The 19,645-nt window shown below is 65.5% G+C and carries 14 protein-coding genes and 3 rRNA genes; 4 read left to right on the top strand and 13 right to left on the bottom strand.

Annotation, left to right across the window (positions count from 1 at the left end; genetic code table 11):
• Positions 1–22 precede the first annotated feature (22 nt).
• Positions 23–415 carry a thioredoxin gene (gene trxA / locus QY307_00970; protein WKZ82854.1) on the top strand — a complete coding sequence of 131 codons (393 nt, stop codon included), beginning with the start codon at positions 23–25 and terminating at the stop codon, positions 413–415.
• A 1-nt stretch (position 416) separates the two neighbouring features.
• On the opposite strand, the gene QY307_00965 is transcribed toward trxA, so the two are convergent.
• The 7 genes from QY307_00965 to QY307_00935 all read right to left on the bottom strand — a co-directional run bounded on the left by QY307_00965 (position 417) and on the right by QY307_00935 (position 7,190).
• On the bottom strand, positions 417–1,022 hold the full coding sequence (locus QY307_00965; protein WKZ82853.1) for a DNA-3-methyladenine glycosylase I: 606 nt from the start codon (positions 1,020–1,022) through the stop codon (positions 417–419).
• A complete protein-coding gene (gene msrB / locus QY307_00960) occupies positions 1,019–1,405 on the bottom strand; it encodes a peptide-methionine (R)-S-oxide reductase MsrB (GenBank protein ID WKZ82852.1) in 387 nt (128 codons plus the stop codon). Before msrB ends, QY307_00965 begins: the two co-directional genes overlap by 4 nt.
• 145 nt (positions 1,406–1,550) lie before the next feature.
• Positions 1,551–1,949 carry a RidA family protein gene (locus QY307_00955; GenBank protein WKZ82851.1) on the bottom strand — a complete coding sequence of 133 codons (399 nt, stop codon included), beginning with the start codon at positions 1,947–1,949 and terminating at the stop codon, positions 1,551–1,553.
• A complete protein-coding gene (locus QY307_00950; protein ID WKZ82850.1) occupies positions 1,946–3,133 on the bottom strand; it encodes a YibE/F family protein in 1,188 nt (395 codons plus the stop codon). Before QY307_00950 ends, QY307_00955 begins: the two co-directional genes overlap by 4 nt.
• A 43-nt stretch (positions 3,134–3,176) precedes the next feature.
• Complete coding sequence (locus QY307_00945; protein ID WKZ82849.1) at positions 3,177–4,697, bottom strand: gamma-glutamyltransferase; 1,521 nt, start codon at positions 4,695–4,697, stop codon at positions 3,177–3,179.
• A gap of 105 nt (positions 4,698–4,802) precedes the next feature.
• A complete protein-coding gene (locus QY307_00940) occupies positions 4,803–5,129 on the bottom strand; it encodes a single-stranded DNA-binding protein (GenBank protein WKZ82848.1) in 327 nt (108 codons plus the stop codon).
• Between the two features lie 39 nt (positions 5,130–5,168).
• Positions 5,169–7,190, bottom strand: coding sequence for a glycosyltransferase family 39 protein (locus tag QY307_00935; protein ID WKZ82847.1), 2,022 nt, complete (start codon positions 7,188–7,190; stop codon positions 5,169–5,171).
• Between the two features lie 83 nt (positions 7,191–7,273).
• Here QY307_00935 and QY307_00930 point away from each other — a divergent pair, with 83 nt between their 5' ends.
• Complete coding sequence (locus QY307_00930; protein WKZ82846.1) at positions 7,274–8,191, top strand: MBL fold metallo-hydrolase; 918 nt, start codon at positions 7,274–7,276, stop codon at positions 8,189–8,191.
• Here the strand turns inward: QY307_00930 and QY307_00925 are convergent.
• From QY307_00925 to QY307_00910, 4 genes are all read right to left on the bottom strand, one after another.
• A complete protein-coding gene (locus QY307_00925; protein ID WKZ82845.1) occupies positions 8,180–8,839 on the bottom strand; it encodes a hypothetical protein in 660 nt (219 codons plus the stop codon). The two genes, QY307_00930 and QY307_00925, sit on opposite strands and share 12 nt — an antisense overlap.
• 232 nt (positions 8,840–9,071) lie before the next feature.
• Positions 9,072–9,188 (bottom strand): 5S ribosomal RNA (gene rrf / locus QY307_00920).
• Positions 9,189–9,245: 57 nt separating this feature from the next.
• Positions 9,246–12,341: ribosomal RNA gene (locus QY307_00915) — 23S ribosomal RNA — on the bottom strand.
• 210 nt (positions 12,342–12,551) lie between these two features.
• Positions 12,552–14,085: ribosomal RNA gene (locus QY307_00910) — 16S ribosomal RNA — on the bottom strand.
• The 16S, 23S and 5S rRNA genes sit together here, the layout of an rRNA operon.
• A gap of 415 nt (positions 14,086–14,500) precedes the next feature.
• Here QY307_00910 and tyrS point away from each other — a divergent pair.
• Together tyrS and QY307_00900 are read left to right on the top strand one after the other, a co-directional pair.
• Positions 14,501–15,781, top strand: a complete 1,281-nt coding sequence (gene tyrS, locus QY307_00905) for a tyrosine--tRNA ligase (protein WKZ82844.1) — start codon at positions 14,501–14,503, stop codon at positions 15,779–15,781.
• A 51-nt stretch (positions 15,782–15,832) separates the two neighbouring features.
• Positions 15,833–18,211 carry a PBP1A family penicillin-binding protein gene (locus QY307_00900; protein WKZ82843.1) on the top strand — a complete coding sequence of 793 codons (2,379 nt, stop codon included), beginning with the start codon at positions 15,833–15,835 and terminating at the stop codon, positions 18,209–18,211.
• Here QY307_00900 and QY307_00895 read toward each other — a convergent pair.
• Both QY307_00895 and argF read right to left on the bottom strand, forming a co-directional pair.
• Positions 18,189–18,749, bottom strand: coding sequence for a DNA-3-methyladenine glycosylase (locus QY307_00895; protein ID WKZ82842.1), 561 nt, complete (start codon positions 18,747–18,749; stop codon positions 18,189–18,191). The two genes, QY307_00900 and QY307_00895, sit on opposite strands and share 23 nt — an antisense overlap.
• Positions 18,746–19,645, bottom strand: coding sequence for an ornithine carbamoyltransferase (argF, locus tag QY307_00890; GenBank protein ID WKZ82841.1), 900 nt, complete (start codon positions 19,643–19,645; stop codon positions 18,746–18,748). The genes QY307_00895 and argF overlap by 4 nt, the downstream gene beginning before the upstream one ends.

Raw genomic sequence — 19,645 nt, 5'->3', positions numbered from 1 at the left:
CGATCGGCGCGTTTCCGACTGCATGCCAACCATCGAACTCACCAAGGACAACTTCGCCGCAACCATCGCCGAGAACGACACCGTCCTCGTCGACTTCTGGGCTGCGTGGTGCGGCCCCTGCCGCTCCTTCGCCCCGACCTTCGAGGCCGCCGCCGAGAAGCACCCGGACCTCGTCTTCGGCAAGGTCGACACCGAGGCCCAGCCCGAGCTGGCCGGTTCCTTCTCGGTGCGCTCCATCCCCACGCTCATGGTGTTCAGGGAGAATGTGATCCTGTACAGCCAGGCAGGCGCCCTGCCCGGCGACGTGCTGGAGAACCTCATCGAGCAGGTGCGTGCCGTCGACATGGAGGATGTGCACCGGCAGATCGCCGAGCATCAGGGCGCTGAGCACGAGCACGCCGGTCACGACCACTGACTCAGGCGGGCCAGGGCAGATCGCTCATGCATCGCGACCGGACCCAGCAGCCCTCCAGGTGATCGTTCACCATGCCAGCCGCCTGCATCAAGGCGTACATGGTGGTCGGCCCCACGAACGACCACCCAAGCCGCCGAAGCTCACTGCTCAACGCCTTCGATTCGGCCGAGGCAGTCGGGACCTGTGACAGATCCCTGGGCGCCGGCCCCGGCGCCGGAGCGTAGACGGCCAGGAACCGGGCGATGCTCCCCTCCGCCTCGATCAGGTCCAGGGCTCGGCGGGCGTTCCCCACGGCGGCGGTGATCTTGGCCCGATTGCGGACGATCCCGGCGTCGTTCAGAAGCCGGGCGGTGTCCTCTTCTTCGAACCTGGCCACCACCCGCGGATCGAACCCGGCGAACGCCGAGCGGAAGGCCTCACGCTTTCGCAGGATCGTCAGCCAGGAGAGGCCGGCCTGGAACCCTTCGAGAACGATCCGCTCGAACAGGCCGGTGTCGTCGGAGACACGCCGCCCCCACTCCTCGTCGTGATACCGCAGGTACAGGGCGTCCGAGCCCGGCCACGGGCAGCGGTGGTTCCCATCGTCTCCGAGCAGGGTCGCGGTCATCCCTCGAACTCCAGTGCCGCCGAGTTGACGCAGTAGCGCTGTCCGGTCGGATTCGGGCCGTCGGGGAACAGATGGCCGAGGTGGCCGCCGCACGATGCGCACCTGACCTCGATGCGCTCCATTCCGTGGCTGTCATCGCGATGCAGCGTGAGCCGGCTCTCTTCGACTGGCCTAGTGAAAGAGGGCCAGCCGGATCCGCTGTCGTACTTGTCGTCGGAGAGGAACAGCACCTGCTCGCAACCGGCACAGCGATAGCGCCCCTCCTCGTGATGATCCCAATAGACGCCGGTGAACGGCGCCTCGGTCGCCGAACAGCGCAGGATCTGATACTGCTCTGGCGTCAGCCTGATCCTCCAGGCCTCTTCGTCGCCGAACTCGCTCATGGAACCTCCTCGGGTCGGGCCACCAGCGCCCCTTCCTTCAACATCCTGCATGCCGAGGTCATGCCCGTCGCCGCCGTCTCGACCCTTCATCGAGGGACGGCCACAACCTTCGACCTCCCGATGAGGGCGGCCCTCCACCAGGAGTTCAACCCGGTGCGGCGATGCCCCGCATCGTCACCAGGACGCCGGGGAGCGGCGGCATCGCTCCCACGACCAGGATCCCCGTGGGCCCCGCATACGGAAAGAACTCGGAGCGAACCGCTCCCACCGCCTCATAGTCGGCGGCCTGGGCGAGGAACACATCGAGGGAGACCAGATCCGATAGTTCGGCTCCGTGGGCCTGCAGGGCCACCCGGAGGTTCTCGAGCACGGCTCGGGCCTGAACAGAGGCATCACCGGGGCCGACCAGCCTCCCGCCGGCGTCGAGCGGCGCCGTACCCGACACGAACACCAGCGGTCCCGACTCCACCCGCATCGTCTGCGAGTAGTAGCCCCGCACCGGACGGTGGTGACCTTCGGGATCCAGCGACTCGATCCTGGTCACCTGCGACCTCCGGCGAAGTCCTCGGAAGCGAACACCGCCGCCAGCCATGTCGTGATCGGTACCGCGGCCACCAGGCCGATACTGCCCACGAGGGTTCGCACCACTTCCACCGCCACCATCTCGGAGTTGAGGACCGACCCTACCGACTGGTCGGCGAGGACGAAGAAGAGCAGAAGGGGCATCGCCGCCCCGGCGTAAGCGAGGAGAAGGGTGTTGACCGTGGAGGCGACGTGATCGCGCCCCACCTTCAGGCCTGACCTGAACAGCCCGGCCCGGCCCAGATCGGGGCGAACCTCGTGCAGCTCCCACACCGTCGACGCCTGGGTGACGGTCACGTCGTCGATTGCGCCCAGCGCTCCCAGTACGACACCGGCGAGGATGAGTCCAGAGAGGTCGAACTCGCCTGCAAACCCGAGGATGAACGCCTCGTCGGCGGTCAACCCACTGAAGCGGGCCGCCGCCACCGCCACCGAGGAGAGGAGACCGGTCAGGCCGAGCGCGGCGACGGTACCCAGCAGCGCCACCGTCGTCATGCGGGAGAAGCCGTGCGCTGCGTAGAGGGCCAGGTAGGCGATGGCCCCGGCTCCCACCATCGCCACCATCACGGGGGGGCGTCCGTCGAGGATCGCAGGAATCACGAACGCCAGCAGTACCACGACCGAGAGAGCCAGTCCGACGAGGGCTGCCACGCCTCGCCAGCGACCGAGCGCCACCACCGTGATGGCGAAGAGCGCCGCCAGCCACAGAAGCGTCGGGCGACGCTGGCGATCGGCGTACGCGTAGCGAAACTCCTCGGACGCGCCCTCCTGGTACTCGAGAACGACCCTCTCCCCCACCGCGAACGCCGGGGACGTGGGCGAGACCACCACCGTCATCGGAAACTCGGATCCGGAATCGGGACCCTGGGTGAGCAGGAACACCACATCGGCACAGGTCAGCGACGGGTTGGCGTCGCACGGGTGCTCGGACACCGCCTGCACCACGGCCTCATGGCTGTGCGGGTTGATGCCGATCTCGGCGAGATCGGGCCGCACGGCTCCGGTGGGTCGCAGCAGGAACAGGCCGATCACCACGCCCACGGCGAGTACCCCGGTGAGCAGCCAAGGCGCCGCCCTCAACCAGAAGATGCTCTCTGGTTCGAGGAAGCGCTCGAGCTCGCGTCCCCTCTCTGCGGAGTCGCTCATCGGCCACCGCCTTCGACCTTCGAGAGGAAGCCAGACGGCACGATCATCCTTCCCCGATCGCCACGTCACCGCTGCGGCGTCGGTCCGCCAGAGCGGTCAGGCCGTTCCCTTCCGGATCGAAACCGGCTACACCAACGGCTCCGAAGTACATCGAGTGTGCCGGGAACCGACGAACCACGAATCCGGCGGTGGGATCCACCTCGAGTGGCTCCTCGACCGAGAGCAGTCTCTGCGGGCCAGGCTCGACATGGAGCCGCGGCGCTTCGATTGCCGCTTCCACGTCGTCGCCCCGCAGAGTCACCTTCGCCAGCACCTGGGCCATGCTGGAGACGATCCGGGCCGCCCCCGGAGAACCCAACGCCAGCGTGCGGCTGCCCCGTCGAGCAACCGTCGGCGCCATGTTCGATCCGAGGCGATCACCCGGCGAGTACCCGGAGACTCCGGCGGGATAGAGGTCGATCTCCCCGAGGCAGTTGTTGAGTGCGAGGCCGGTGTTCGGGATCATCACCCCGGAGCCGTACCCGGCAGAGGTGGTGATCGCACATGCTCGTCCTTCGTCGTCTGCCGCCGAGACGTGGATCGTCGAAGACGACCCCAGACCGGCCCGGCCAGCGATGGCGACCTCGCGCAACAGCTCCATCGCCACCGCGGCCTGGTCGTGGGCATGGTCGATCCGGATGTCCCGGTGCCCTTGAACCGTCGCCAGGGCATTGATGATGTCCGTGGTGTAGAGCCCGGCGGACTCCTGGCGGTCGGAATCCAGCAGGAGGAGCGTGGCCGCCATGAGCGGGCCCCCGATCGATGGCGCCGGGCTGGTTGCCACCACCCACTCCCCCACCTCCACGCGGACCGCGGTTCGATACTCGGCCCGGTAGCCGACGAGATCGGCCTCACCGATGCAGCCGTCCTGCAAGTCCATGATGGCAAGGATCTTTTCGGCGATGGCTCCCTCGTACCAGGTGCGAGCACCCTCCCCGGCGATTGTCTCGAGTGTCTCGGCGAGGCCCACCGGCGTGACGATCTCGCCGGCTTGAAGCAGGCGACCATCGCCGTCGGTGAGCAGGGCCCGCATCTCGGGATCGATCGAGAAGATGGGCAGGAACGCGTGCTCGAGATACCGGGCAGCAGCCTCCGATAGAGGGTAACCCCTCTCAGCCAGTCGAAATGCCGGGCTCATGACCTGACGCCAGGAGGCGGCACCGAACCGCGTCACCGCTTGGCCAAGAGCATCCCAGGCTCCGGGAACGGCGACTGAGCCGGCACCGATCCTCGTCGTCATGCCGCCGCCGTAGGTCATATCGACCGGCGAGCCGAACACACCGTCTGCCGGCCTCTTGGCGGCGCCCGGCATGGCGACGTAACCATCGATGACGACCGGCTCCGAGCCTTCCTCCCAGATGGTGATGAGGCATCCGGCTCCCGGACCGACGATCCCCGGTTCACTGATCATCCCGGCAATCGTGGCCGCCACCGCCGCATCGACGGCGTTCCCGCCTCCGATGCACGCCGCCGCCCCCGCCTCAGCGGCGAGGAGTGATGGGGCGGAGATGGCGGTCCGGGGCAAGGCCCGGAGGTTACCGGCCGTCGTGGAGTCAGACCGAGCGCCACCCCGCCCCCTGTTCGCATCCTGTCGGCTCGGGCCGACTCCACACCGGCCGTGATCACCCGGTCAGGTCGGCTCGCCTTCGGTGTCGGAGTCCCGCAGGCACACCTGATCGGCGACGACCTCCAGGCGGCTGCGGCGTCCCTCGGTTGCGCTCCAGAACCGCCGCTGAACTGAACCGGCGACCCACACCCGTGTCCCAGGGGCCGGGTCGGCATCGACCAGCTCGTCGGCAGGATCCCAAAGGGTGACTGGCACCACATCGACGCGCCTCACCGGCTCCTCGGTGCGAACCGTCACCAGATAGCGCGCCAAGCGGGTTCCGCTCTCGAACTGCCGGATCTCGGGTGGGGCCGCCAGGCGACCAGCGAGCACCACGAGGTTCAAGTCCATGGGGCATCCTTTCTGGATGCCGCGCCGAGAGTGAGCAGGCTATTCGGTGGCGGTGACGGTTTCGAGGCTGATGCAGTCGTAGAGGACGACCCCAGTCTGACCGCCGTACTCGGACGGCGAGACCACGGCACACCTCTCGAGCACCTCGGCCACCAGTGGATCATCACCGCCCACCATCACGAACCGGAGTCGCCCCGCGGTGATGTACTCGACGAGCTCGGTCGAGGTCGGCGTGGGATCGCCACCGCTGAAGCCGCCCATGGCCATGACCGGCTCACCGGTGGCGAGGATGATCGTCGCCGCCGGCCGGGTGCCCCGGGTCGCCACCAGCCAGGTCTCACCCTCATGGCTCTCGACGAGGAACTCGATCAGGGACTCCGAAACGGGTCCGGTGATTCCCCGTCCGCCTCGTTGAGGCCCGCCAGAAGGGCGGGCAGGCGCATCTCCGGTTGGCCGATCCTCGGCCTGCCCGGGAGGCAGGTACGGCACGGGGTAGCGCTCGCCGGCATCTCTCGGCGGAGGATAGGGCCGCCCCCCGTCACCAGGAGGCGGTGGCAACGGGCGCGAAGAGTCCGCGGGTGTCGAGAGCGGCGACGGCTGACCCGACTCGGCCGGGCCCGCCGTGGGATCCCCGCCGGAGAAGTCGACGCCGATGGAACTCATGCCGTACGCCAAGGGCGCGACCAGCATCGCACACAGAACACCGATGGCGAGAACCGGCTGTGCCGGAAACGGACGCCGTGGCCAGAGGAGAGCCACGGCACCGATGGCGCCGGCCACCCCGACTGCAGGCCCCAACAAGGGCATGAACTCAGGGACGCGATCGAGCAGAACCCAGGCCCATGCTCCCGCGGAAGCCACGGCGAGGGGCAACAGCCACCACCCTCTGGTTCCCTCGCGATTGGCCCGCCACATGTCGACCGCCCCTGCCCCGGCGAGGGCGGCGATGGCAGGCGCCATGGAAAGCGAGTAGTAGGGGTGGAACACCCCTGCCATCAGGCTGAACACGGTGAGGTGAGTGATGAGCACACCGCTCCAGAGAATCCATCCGCTTCGGTCCTCCCGCCGTGCCATCACCACGGCGGCCACCATCCCGGCGATGGCCAGTGGTATCAGCCACGAGATCTGGTCACCGACCTCCGTGTTGAACAGTCGCCCCCATCCACCGCTGCCACCGAAGGGGTCGGTGCCTCCTGGACCAGGCGAGGCGCCGGAGATCCGGTCCAAGCCGTTCTGCCCAAGGATGTAGTCGAGGAAGGAGCCACTCCTGGTCTGTCCGAAGAAGGGGGCCGCCGGAGACGTCTCGGCGAGCAGGATCCACCATCCGGCCGAGACAACGGCTGCACCCATGGCACCCACCCCATGGGCGAGGCGGCGGCCGAGAGACACCGGAGCACACAACAGGTAGGCGATGCCGATCGCCGGGAGCACCAACAGGGCCTGGGTCGTCTTGGTGAGGAATGCCAGCCCGATCAGGACCCCCGACAAGGACAGACGAATGCCGCTGCCCTTCTCGACTGCGCCGTAGGCCACGGCGACGGCAGCTACCAGCAGGAGGGTGAGGAGGGCGTCGGGATTGTTGTAGCGAAACATCACGACGGCGATCGGCGTGGTGGCGAGGGCCAACCCGGACAGGAGCCCGGCCGCCGGACCCTTCCATCGCCGAACCGTCCCGTAGACGATCCCCACGCTGGCCACGCCGGCGACCGCCTGAGGGAGCAGAATGCTCCACGAGCTCAAGCCGAAGGCGCGAACCGACAGGCCGGTCACCCACAGCGAGGACGGGGGCTTGTCGACCGAGATGAACGAGGCGGAGTCGAACGAGCCGAAGAGCCAGGCCGTCCAACTCTGCGATCCGCTGTAGGCCGCGGCGGCGTAGTACTCGTTTCCGTATCCGCTGGAATCGAGCGACCATGTGTAGGCCAGTGCTGTCAGGGCCAAGAGGCCGATCAGGGTCGGACGAACCCACGCCGGATCTTCGGGTCGCCCTCTCCACATCGTCTGCAGGCTCCGGCGGACCCGTTCGAGCCCTGTTCCGGCAGGCGTCAGGACATCTGGCATCCGGCAAGGCTCGTCGCCCGAGATGGGGGAAGGGTGACCGTGAGATGAGAACCGGCTGAGAGGCTCCGCTACCGTCGCGTGTCATGAGCGAAGTATCGGTGACATCTCTTGGGCACGATCTGTACCTGATCGATGCCTTCATGCACGACGATGCGGAGCGCCTCGCCTGCTATCTGTTCGACACCCCCAACCGCGTCCTCATCGAATGCGGGCCGTCGCGCTCGATCGGCCACCTCTACGACGCACTCGAGTCGGTGGGCGTCGACGATCTAGCCGTAATGGCGGTCACCCACATCCACCTGGATCATGCGGGAGGGGCAGGTCACCTCGCCCAGAGGTTCCCCGGCGCCAAGATCGGAGTCCACTCCGAAGGAGCCCGCCACCTGGTCACCCCGGCGCGTCTGTGGAACTCGGCCACCCGCATCTACGGCGAGGAGGGAATGGACACACTCTGGGGTCCAATGGAGCCGATACCGCAGGATCGACTTCTGATCCTCGACGAGGGAGATCGTATCCCTCTGGGAGGCGGCAGACATGTCGAGGTGATGCACACACCCGGGCACGCTCGCCACCACGTGGTGTTCTTCGAGGCGGAGACGGGAGCAGCGCTCATCGGGGACGCAGTCGGGATCTCCTTTCCGCATGGGCACATCGTGCAGCCGGTGACCCCTCCGCCGGACTTCGATCCCGAGGTGGTGACCGCCAGTCTGCGACGCATCGGCCGCAGACGCCCTGCATTCCTCGGCTTCGCCCACTACGGCCCGGACCCGGATGTGGCGCACACTCTCGAGGCCGCCGAACGGCGGATGTGGGACTGGGTCGGTTGGGTCGAGGCCGCCGCCTCAGATGACGGCGACCTGTCCGAGGCGATGCGCGCCTGGGTCCTGGCCGACTACCGGGCACAGGGATTCGATCCTGTCGACATCGACACGCTGGATCGCAACACGTTCTGGCCGATGCAGGCAGCAGGCATCGAGCGCTGGCTGGCGTCACGCACTTGAGACGGCCGTCTCCAGTTCGTCCAGGCCCGGGAACGCCGGGTCGCTCGTCTGGATGGCTTCGAACAGCCGTCTGGCGGTCTTGGCGTCCCCGAGCCTCGCCGCCGCCCTGCTGGCGACGTACCAGACCCGAAGGTCGGACTCCGAGGGATCGTCCCCGATCTTCTTCGGGCCGGTGACCTGCCAGGCCTTGCGAGGGTCGTCCCGATCCAGGAGGAAGGATCCGTAGACGACGCGCGCCTCCAGGTCTGTGGAGCGGTCACCACCGAGGCGCCGAAACGTCACCCAGGCATCCTCGACGGCTGCCGGCCGATCCAGGGCGCGCAGGACGTCCATCTCGACCGGCATGTGCGTGGTGTCGCCGGCCAACCGCCGGAAGGTGCGCAGTTCGCGAAGCGCCGTCTCCCAACGACCCAACCGATACGCCGACAGCCCGAGCAGCTCGCGCACGGTCGCATCCCTTGGGGACAGCTCCTTCGCCTGCTCGGCGTCGCGCAGGGCTTTGCCATAGCGGCCTGCCACGAACGAACGGGCGGCGCTCTGCAGCAGCTCGAGCGTCGCCGGGATCCGGGCCTTGGCGGTCACCCGAGCCACCTCGTCCTGAATCCACCGGGGAAGGTCGCCGTCCGCCACCCATGCCCGCCGCTTCACAGGTGCCGGATCTTCGGTTCGCTTGTCGCTGGACCCCGATCGGTGGTCCCTCTTGGCCGACCCGACTTCCCTCCCACCTGAAAGTCCCCGCCGGCCACTCGACTGCGGTCCCCCGCCTCGCGTCCCTGGCCGATCCCGCCCTGATTCCCGCCCCATGGTGAACCTCTCGTTCTCTCTAGATCGTAACTACGCGAGAGAGGGCCGCCCATCCGAGCGGCCCTCTCCACCAAAACTCCGGCGGCGACTTACTCTCCCGGGGGCCTACGCCCCAAGTACCATCAGCGCTGGCGGGCTTAACTTCCGTGTTCGGAATGGGAACGGGTGGTTCCCCGCCGCTATCACCACCGGAAACCGGTGAATGCTCGTCACCCCGAGCACTCCATAGCGAGCACGCACATCTTGGAATCGATTCAAGCCCTCGACCGATTAGTACCGGTCAGCTCAACGCATTACTGCGCTTCCACTTCCGGCCTATCAACCTGATGTTCTTTCAGGGGTCTTACCCGCTTGATGCGGTGGGAGGTCTCATCTCGAGGTCGGCTTCGCACTTAGATGCCTTCAGCGCTTATCCGTTCCGTACGTAGCCAACCAGCCATGCCCTTGGCAGGACAACTGGCACACCAGCGGTACGTCCATCCCGGTCCTCTCGTACTAGGGACAGATCCTCTCAAACCTCCTGCGCCTGCGACGGATAGGGACCGAACTGTCTCACGACGTTCTAAACCCAGCTCGCGTGCCGCTTTAACGGGCGAACAGCCCGACCCTTGGGACCTGCTCCAGCCCCAGGATGCGACGAGCCGACATCGAGGTGCCAAGCCTTGCCGTCGATATGGACTCTTGGGCAAGATAAGCCTGTTATCCCCGGGGTACCTTTTAGCCGATGAGCCATGGCGCTTCCACATGCCACCATGGGATCACTAAGCCCTGCTTTCGCACCTGCTCGACTTGTAGGTCTCGCAGTCAAGCTCCCTTGTGCCTTTACACTCGCCGTCCGATTGCCGACCGGACTGAGGGAACCTTTGGGCGCCTCCGTTACATTTTAGGAGGCCACCACCCCAGTGAAACTGCCCGCCAGACACTGTTCCTGATCCGGATAACGGACCGAGGTTAGAAGCTCAATGTGGCAAGGGTGGTATTTCAACGTTGACTCCACGAAGGCTAGCGCCTCCGCTTCCTAGTCTCCCACCTATCCTACACATGGCACACCAAACTCCAATGTCAAGCTGCAGTAAAGGTCCCGGGGTCTTTCCGTCCTGTCGCAGGTAGTGAGCATCTTCACTCACACTGCAATTTCGCCGAGTCCGTGGTTGAGACAGCGCCCAAATCGTTGCGCCATTCGTGCAGGTCGGAACTTACCCGACAAGGAATTTCGCTACCTTAGGACGGTTATAGTTACCGCCGCCGTTTACTGGGGCTTGGATTCAAAGCTTCGCCACCGAAGTGGCTGACCTCTCCTCTTGACCTTCCAGCACCGGGCAGGCGTCACAGCGTATACGTCGTCTTGCGACTTAGCACGCTGCTGTGTTTTTAGTAAACAGTCGCTTGGGCCGAGTCACTGCGGCCCCCTCGAGCTCGAAGACGCGAAGTCTTCTCACTCTACCGGGGCGTCCCTTCTCCCTAAGTTACGGGACCATTTTGCCGAGTTCCTTAACCACGGTTCTCTCGCTCGCCTTGGTATTCTCTACCTGTCCACCTGTGTCGGTTTGGGGTACGGGCACCCCGTGCACTCGCTAGAGAGTTTTCTCGACGGCATGGGCGTTCAGCAGCTTCCCCTAAGAGCGGGTCGGCGTCACGCCTCAGGCTTCGTGAGATCCGGATTTGCCTGGATCTCGCCCTACACGCTTACCCCGGGTCAACCAACGCCCGGGTCTGCTTACCCTTCCGTGTCATCCCATCGCTGGCCTAGTACCAGCTGGGTCGGTAGGCCCCGAAGGGCTTTCCTTAGCAAGCTGGGTTCAGCCTGGACGCGCACGTGGTGGTACCGGAATATCAACCGGTTATCCATCGACTACGCCTCTCGGCCTCGCCTTAGGTCCCGACTTACCCTGGGCGGACGAGCCTTCCCCAGGAACCCTTGGACTTTCGGCGGGGGAGATTCTCACTCCCCTCTCGCTACTCATGCCGGCATTCTCACTTGAACGGCCTCCACGGCTGGCTCACGCCGCCGCTTCACTGCCCGCTCAACGCTCCCCTACCGATTCCGCCGCCTGGACCCTGCCCGAGGGCAGGGCCGAGCTTGACGAAATCCCGCAGCTTCGGCTCCGGACTTGAGCCCCGTTACATTTTCCGCGCAGGACCACTCGACCAGTGAGCTGTTACGCACTCTTTGAAGGATGGCTGCTTCTAAGCCAACCTACTGGCTGTTTGTGCAATCCCACATCGTTTCCCACTTAGTCCGGAATTGGGGGCCTTAGCTGGCGATCTGGGCTGTTTCCCTCTTGACCGATGGAGCTCATCCCCCATGGTCTGACTGCCGTGATGTGGCACCCTGAGATTCGGAGTTTGACTGGGTTCGGTAAGCTTGTAGGCCCCCTAGCCCAATCAGTGCTCTACCCCCAAGGTGGAACTCACGACGCTAGCCCTAAAGCTATTTCGGGGAGAACCAGCTATCGCCGGGTTTGTTTGGCCTTTCACCCCTATCCACAGGTCATCCCCCAAGTTTTCAACCTTGGTGGGTTCGGGCCTCCACGAGGTCTTACCCTCGATTCACCCTGCCCATGGATAGCTCACCCGGCTTCGGGTCTAGGACACGCGACTAGACGCCCTATTCAGACTTGCTTTCGCTGCGGCTACGGCTCACGCCTTAACCTTGCCACGTATCGCTAACTCGCCGGCTCATTCTTCAAAAGGCAGGCCATCAGGCCGCTTGCGCGACCCTTTGACTGCTTGTAGGTCCATGGTTTCAGGTTCTATTTCACTCCCCTCACCGGGGTGCTTTTCACCTTTCCCTCACGGTACTGGTTCACTATCGGTCGTTGGGTAGTACTTAGCCTTACGAGGTGGTCCTCGCAGATTCACACGGGATTTCACGTGCCCCGTGCTACTTGGGAACACCACCAGGAGATCGGGCGCTTTCGCCTACAGGGCTGTTACCTTCTACGGACTGCCTTTCCAGGCAGGTTCGGCTAGCCTCCCGATTTTCTGACTCCTCGATGGATCCGGTGATCCATCAGGTGGGTCCCTCTACCCCGACGTGACAACGGCACCGGCCTATCACGCCACGTCGGTTTGGGCTCATCCCGTTTCGCTCGCCGCTACTCAGGGAGTCGCTGTTGCTTTCTATTCCTCGGGGTACTGAGATGTTTCAATTCCCCCGGTTGCCTCTCCTGGCCCTATGTGTTCAGACCAGTGTGACTGGGCATTACCCCAGTCGGGTTTCCCCATTCGGAAATCCCCGGGTCAAAGTCTGCTTGACGACTAACCGGGGCTTATCGCAGCCTGCTACGTCCTTCATCGGCTCCCAACGCCAAGGCATCCACCAAAGACCCTTAGTAGCTTGAATCATATTGATACCAAGACGTTTGTGCTCGCTATGCAGTTCTCAAGGTGCGGAGTGAACCCGGAAGAACCCGGGCTCCCTCACGACTGAACAGTGTGCCCACGAAGACCCTGCCGGCCGCGTCACCAAGGTGACCCGGTGGTTCGGTCGACGTGAGTAGCCAGCTCATTGACTAGGTGCTGTCGAGGCCCTGAGGCCTCATTCGCTCCTTAGAAAGGAGGTGATCCAGCCGCACGTTCCCGTACGGCTACCTTGTTACGACTTAATCCCAATCGCCGACCCCACCTTCGGCAGCTCCCTCCCTTGCGGGTTGGGCCACTGACTTCGGGTGTTGCCGACTTTCGTGATTTGACGGGCGGTGTGTACAAAGCCCGAGAACGTATTCACCGCGACATTGCTGATTCGCGATTACTAGCGACTCCGACTTCATGGAGTCGAGTTGCAGACTCCAATCCGAACTGAGACAGGCTTTAAGGGATTTGCTCACCCTCGCGGGATCGCGACCCGTTGTACCTGCCATTGTAGCATGCGTGCAGCCCTGGACATAAGGGGCATGATGACTTGACTTCGACCCCGCCTTCCTCCGAGTTGTCCCCGGCAGTCTTCCATGAGTCCCCGGCATTATCCGCTGGCAACATGGAACAGGGGTTGCGCTCGTTGCGGGACTTAACCCAACATCTCACGACACGAGCTGACGACAGCCATGCACCACCTGTCATGGACGCTTTCGCACACCGTATCTCTACGGCTTTTCCCATGATGTCAAGCCCAGGTAAGGTTCTTCGGGTACCATCGAATTAAGCCGCATGCTCCGCCGCTTGTGCGGGCTCCCGTCAATTCCTTTGAGTTTTAGCCTTGCGACCGTACTCCCCAGGCGGGGCACTTAATGCGTTAGCTACGGCACGGCAGACGTCAATGAGTCCGCCACACCTAGTGCCCAACGTTTACGGCTAGGACTACCAGGGTATCTAATCCTGTTCGCTCCCCTAGCTTTCGCTCCTCAGCGTCGGTACCGGCCCAGAGAGCCGCCTTCGCTACTGGTGTTCCTCCCGATATCTGCGCATTTCACCGCTACACCGGGAATTCCACTCTCCTCTACCGGACCCTAGCCACAACAGTTTCGACCGGCATCCCGGGGTTGAGCCCCGGACTTTCACGACCGACTTGTTGAGCCGCCTACGAGCTCTTTACGCCCAATAAATCCGGACAACGTTCGCCCCCTACGTATTACCGCGGCTGCTGGCACGTAGTTGGCCGGGGCTTCTTCTGGAGGTACCGTCACTTTCGCTTCGTCCCTCCTGAAAGGGGTTTACAACCCGAAGGCATTCATCCCCCACGCGGCGTCGCTGCATCAGACTTTCGTCCATTGTGCAAAATTCCCTGCTGCTGCCTCCCGCAGGAGTCTGGGCCGTGTCTCAGTCCCAGTGTGGCTGATCGTCCTCTCAGACCAGCTACCCGTCGTCGCCTTGGTGAGCCGTTACCTCACCAACAAGCTGATAGGCCGCGAGGCCATCCCGGAGCAGCGGACCATTTCCTCGGTCGGCCATGCGACCGTCCGAGGACATCCGGCATTAATCCAAGTTTCCCTGGGCTATTCCGGTCTCCGGGGCAGGTTCCTCACGTGTTACTCACCCGTTCGCCACTAGGTGACCCGGTCCGGTTACCCGGACTGGGTCCCTCGTTCGACTTGCATGCATTAGGCACGCCGCCAACGTTCGTCCTGAGCCAGGATCAAACTCTCCATCGAAAGAGTCGAGCCCGAGGGCTCGAATCCTCAGAGTGTCGAGTCTGTTGATGCGGATGGCTGGCCAAACCCTCCATCCGCTTCTGGCATCAGCGTCGTCCACTGATGCGGCACCGGGGCCGAAGCTCCGGTGCCCACTCGAGTACGGCCTTCCGGACGCGCCGAGATCGGCTTGCCCGAAAGGCAAAACTGGCTTTTGGCACACTGTTCAGTTGTCAAGGAGCCGGGATACTGACGCCGACGACGGACGCGCAGGACGCGTCACCTCGGCGGAACCGTGATCCTAACAGGCGGTGTCTCCCCGTCAAGACGGGTATCGACCACCGTCTTCATCGGCGTCTCTCAGGGTCGCCTTGACCTCCCCCCTGGCCCTCCGCCGACCGCTGCCGCCGGGCGCCGCCGGGCTAGCCTCCCCGCCATGACCGCCGTTCTCGACATCCTCGCCGCTCGGGGCTTCATTCAGGACGTGACCGACCGCGACGGCCTGGCATCGTTGCTCGGGGACGGAGGCGTCACCTTCTACTACGGCGCCGATCCGACCTCGTCCTCTCTGCACATCGGGAACCTCATCGGGATCATGGCGATGGCGTGGCTGCAACGCGCCGGCCACAGGCCGATCGCCGTGGCCGGAGGCGGCACCGGGCGAATCGGAGACCCGTCGGGTCGGGACGACGAACGGGAACTCCTCGGCGAGGACCAGATCCAGAGAAACCTGGCCCGGATCGCCGAGCAGCTCTCCAGGATCGTCGACCTGAGCTCGCCCGACACCGGGATGGTGGTCGACAACAACGACTGGCTGTCGCGCATCTCGTTGCTCGACTTCCTCCGTGAGGTGGGCAAGCACTTCTCCGTCAACCAGATGATCGCTCGGGAGTCGGTGCGCAGGCGCCTCGAGGAGAGGGAGCAGGGAATCACCTTCACCGAGTTCTCCTATCAGCTCCTCCAGGCCTACGACTTCGCCCACCTCTATCGGACTCACGGCTGCCGACTCCAGATAGGCGGCTCCGATCAGTGGGGCAACATAACCGCCGGCGTCGATCTCGTGCGACGGCTTTACGGAGGGCAGGCCTTCGGTTTGGTGTGGCCGCTCGTCGAACGATCGGATGGTCGCAAGTTCGCCAAGTCGACGGGCGAGGCGGTGTGGCTCGCCGCCGACGAGACCAGCCCCTACGCCTACTACCAGTGGTTCTACAACGTCCCCGACGCCGACGCCGGGCGCTTCCTGAGGCTCTACACATTCCTCGATCTCGACGAGATCGAGGAACTCGAGGCCGAGACCGGCCGTGATCCCGCGGCCCGTGCCGCCCAGCGGCGCCTGGCAGAGGAGGCGACCCGGATCCTCCATGGCGAAGAAGGCCTCACCCGCGCCCGACGCGCCTCCGAGATCCTGTTCGGTGACGAACCCTTCGCCCTCCTCGACGACGAGACGCTGAAGGACGCATTCGGCGAGGCGCCGTCCACGGAGGTCCCGGCCTCGCGCCTCGCTCGATCACTCTCCGTGATCGAGCTCATGGTCGCCGTGGGGGCCGCCGAGAGCAACGGCGAGGCACGACGCCTCATCGAACAGGGTGGGGTGCGGGTCAACAACCTACCGGTCCCCGATCCCGCCGCCGAGATCGGGCGGGCCGATCTGCTTGCCGGGTCCACCGTGGTGTTGCGGGTCGGCAAGAAGCGCTACTTCCTCGCCCGATTCGGCTGAGCCGACAATCCGCCTTCCCGGGCCCGAACCACCCTACGATTCACTGCAGAAATGCCCAAGCCTCGCCTCGCGGCGGGGGTGGTGATTGCGCTGATCGCCACCGCCTGTGCCGTCGAGCCCATCGAGGATCCGGGGATTGGAACGGGCGACCTCACCACGACGGTTTACGCCGCCGACGGTTCGGTGCTTGCCGAATGGCACGCCGAACAGGACCGCGTCCTCGTCACCTACGACGAGTTGCCGCGACACCTGGTCGATGCGGTGGTCGCCATCGAGGACCGCCGATTCTGGGTCCACAACGGTGTCGACGTTCGGGCGGTCGTCCGGGCAGCCACCGAGAACCTCGAAGCCGGTGAGGTGATCCAGGGCGGTTCCACGATCACCCAGCAGTATGTCAAGAAGGTCCTGCTCTCCGACGAAGTCACCCTCGAGCGCAAGGCCGAAGAGGCGGGCTTGGCGCTGCGCATCGAGGAGACGTTCGACAAGACCGAGATCTTCGAGCGCTACGCCAACGTCGTCTACTTCGGAGAGGGTGCCTACGGCGTCGGTGCCGCCGCTCGTCGCTACTTCGGGAAGACGCCGTCACAGCTCACGCTCGGCGAGTCGGCCCTGCTTGCAGGCTTGATCGCGTCGCCCACCCTCCTGAACCCCTTCGAAGACCTGGATGCCGCCGTGGCCCGCCGGGAGATCGTGCTCGACGCCATGATCGAGCTCGGGTGGGTGGACGTGTCCGACGCCATCCGGGCCGCCGAAGAGCCGGTGATCCTGGCCCCGCGCGGGGCCGCCGATCGGATGCGCTTCCCCCACTTCACCGAGGAGGTCCGCCGCTCACTCCTGGAGAACCCCGCCCTCGGCAAGACGCCGGAGGAACGCCTGGAGCGTCTCATGGGTGGTGGCCTGGCCATCCATACGACCCTGGTACCGGATCAACAGATCGCCGCCGAGGCGGCCGTGTCGTCGGTCCTGACCGAGGACGGGCCGCAGGCGGCCCTCGTCGCCGTCGACCCCCGGACCGGGCATGTCACCTCATTGGTCGGGGGCATCGACTACTACGACCCGCAGAATCCAACGGCGCAGTTCAACCTGGCCACCCAAGGGCTCCGGCAACCGGGCTCGTCCTTCAAGCCGTTCGTCCTCGCCGCCGCCCTTCAGGAAGGCGTCGACCTCGACTCCCTCTGGCCCGGCGGACGGAGTACCACCATCGGTTCCGGAGCCGATGCCTGGGAGGTCACCAACCACGAGCAGGCATTCTTCCCGGCACTCAGCCTGCGTGAGGCCACGGTGTTCTCGGTGAACGTCCCCTACGCCCACCTCATCGACTGGATCGGGCCCGAGCGGGTCGTCGCCACCGCACGGGCGGCGGGCATCGAGAGCGAACTGGCGCCGGTCCCGGCGCTTGCTCTCGGAGTCGAAGAGGTGACCCCTCTGGAGATGGCCGCCGCCTACGGCACCTTCGCCAATAGGGGGATCCATGTCGACCCGGTGCTGGTCACCCGGGTCGTGGCTCCGAACGGTGACGTCCTCTACGAACACGTGCCGACGCTCACCCGCGCCTTCAGCGAGCAGGTTGCCGATCAGATCACCGCCACGCTCACCGAGGTCGTTCGCAGGGGCACCGGACAGCAGGCCCGCATCGGGCGCCCCGTGGCCGGCAAGAGCGGAACCACCGAGGGTTACCACGATGCCTGGTTCATCGGATACACCCCCGAACTCTCCGCAGCGGTGTGGGTGGGCTACCCCGAGGGCAACCAGGCGATGGTCGCTCCCGCCACCCCGTACACCGTCACCGGTGGCACCTGGCCGGCCCAGATCTGGTCCCGGTTCGCCATCGCCGCCCTCTCCGGAACCGCCTACACGCCACCCCCGGACCTACCCCCGGGCGAGACGGTGACGGTTCGAATCGACCTCTCCACCGGATTCCTCGCCGGCCCACTGTGCCCGCGAGCCACGACCGCCGACGTGAAGGTCGACCCGCGTCAGGTTCCCACCCTGGTGTGTCCCATCCACAATCCCCAGGGCGTCGCCACCATGGAAGACGGCACCGTGCCCGATGTGGAGTTCCTCCAGATCCTCGACGGCCTGGTTCTGCTCGAAGCCTCCGGCTACTCGACCCGCCTGGTGTGGGGTGCGGAGACCCAGTACCTGCCGGGGACGATCATCGGGCAGTTCCCCGCTCCCGGTTCCACCCTCGATCGCGGTTCGAGCGTGGAGATCGTGGTCGCCGGGCCCGAGCCGGGCACCACCGTTCCCACAGTGGTCGGCCTCCATCGTGCCGAAGCCATTGCCCGCCTCGCAGCCGTCGGGCTCCAGGTCCAGGTTGTCACCATGCCTGCGATCGACGGTGCCGAACCCTCCTATCGGGTCACCGCCCAGGACCCCGCTCCAGGGACGCCCGCCGCTGGCCCGGTCACGATCTGGGTGAACGACTGACCGGCATCCAGAACCGCCACTGCAACTCCGCCCCCCTGGTGACCCCCACCCGTGGTCCGCGGAGCACCGGGCCGCTCCATGGAGGCCCCTCCAGGCGAATAGGACCCGACCAGATCGACGACCCATCGATGGCAGCGGTGACGCCGAGCGACTGGGCGAGCCTGCCCGGCCCCGACGCCAACTCGGTGTTACGCCCACGACGGCGCGCCGCCACGTCTTCTCCCACCACGATTCGGCCGGCACGTAGCAACACCGCCGAGGGAACACCGACCGCCCGGCACACCAGGTTGATGCACCAGTGCAGCCCATACGATCGGTAGACATAGATGCTGCCGGGCTCGCCGAACATGGTGGCATTGCGCATGGTCCGACCCCGGTACGCGTGGCTGGCGGGATCGTCGGCACCCTCGTAGGCCTCGGTTTCGATGACGACCGCCACCACCGACTCCCCGTCGATGGTGCTCCTCAGCCGTCTCCCCAGGAGGAGGGGTGCGACCTCGGCGGCCGGACCCGCCAGCAGTCGCCGTAGGGCGGTCATCGCATGTGGAGGAGCAAGGCCTTGAAGGAGTGCATGCGGTTCTCGGCCTGATCGAACACGCGGCTGCGCTCGTGATCCACCACGCCATCGGTGACCTCTTCCCCCCGGTGGGCGGGCAAGCAATGGAGGAACACGGCGTCGGGAGCGGCAAGGTCGAACAGGGCCTCGTCCACGCGAAACGAGCGGAACGCTCGACGGCGGGCCTCGGCCTCGTCCTCCTGTCCCATGGATGCCCAGACGTCGGTGTAGACCGCATCGGCGTCCCTGACCGCCGCCTCCGGATCATTGCCCACCTCGACTCCTCCACCGGGGGCCGCAAGAGACATCGCCTCGGCGACCACATGGGAGGGTGGCTCGAACCCGGGGGGGGTCGCCACCCTGACTGTGGCGCCCATCATGGCGCCGGCGACCATCAGGGAGTTGCACACGTTGTTGCCGTCCCCGACGAAGGAGACAACCGCGCCTTGGGGCGGACGATGTTCGGCGAGCGTCTGCAGGTCGGCCAGCGCCTGACAGGGATGTTCCAGATCCGAGAGGAGGTTGACGATCGGAGCCTCGGAGTGGGCCGCCAACTCGTCCAGGTCGGAGTGGGAGAACACCCGGAAGGCGAGCACATCCAGGTATCGGTCGAGCACACGGGCCACATCGGCCACGGCCTCCCTGGTGCCGAGTCCGACCTCGTCCTGCTTCAGGACGATCGGTGACGCCCCCAGCGCCAGGGCTGCCGCCTCGCAGGAGACCCGGGTACGCATCGATGGCTTCTGGAAGAACAGGCCGATCCGACGCCCGGACAGCGCCCCGGCGCCTCGACCGGGGTCCGCCTTGAGCCGTCTCGCCTCGGCGATCACCTCGGCGAGCCCATCCCGGCCGAGATCCGAGACCTTCAGGAAATCCAC

Source organism: Acidimicrobiia bacterium (assembly GCA_030584185.1).
Taxonomy (GTDB): domain Bacteria; phylum Actinomycetota; class Acidimicrobiia; order Spongiisociales; family UBA11373.
This window is presented reverse-complemented; position numbering and strand designations above follow the sequence as displayed.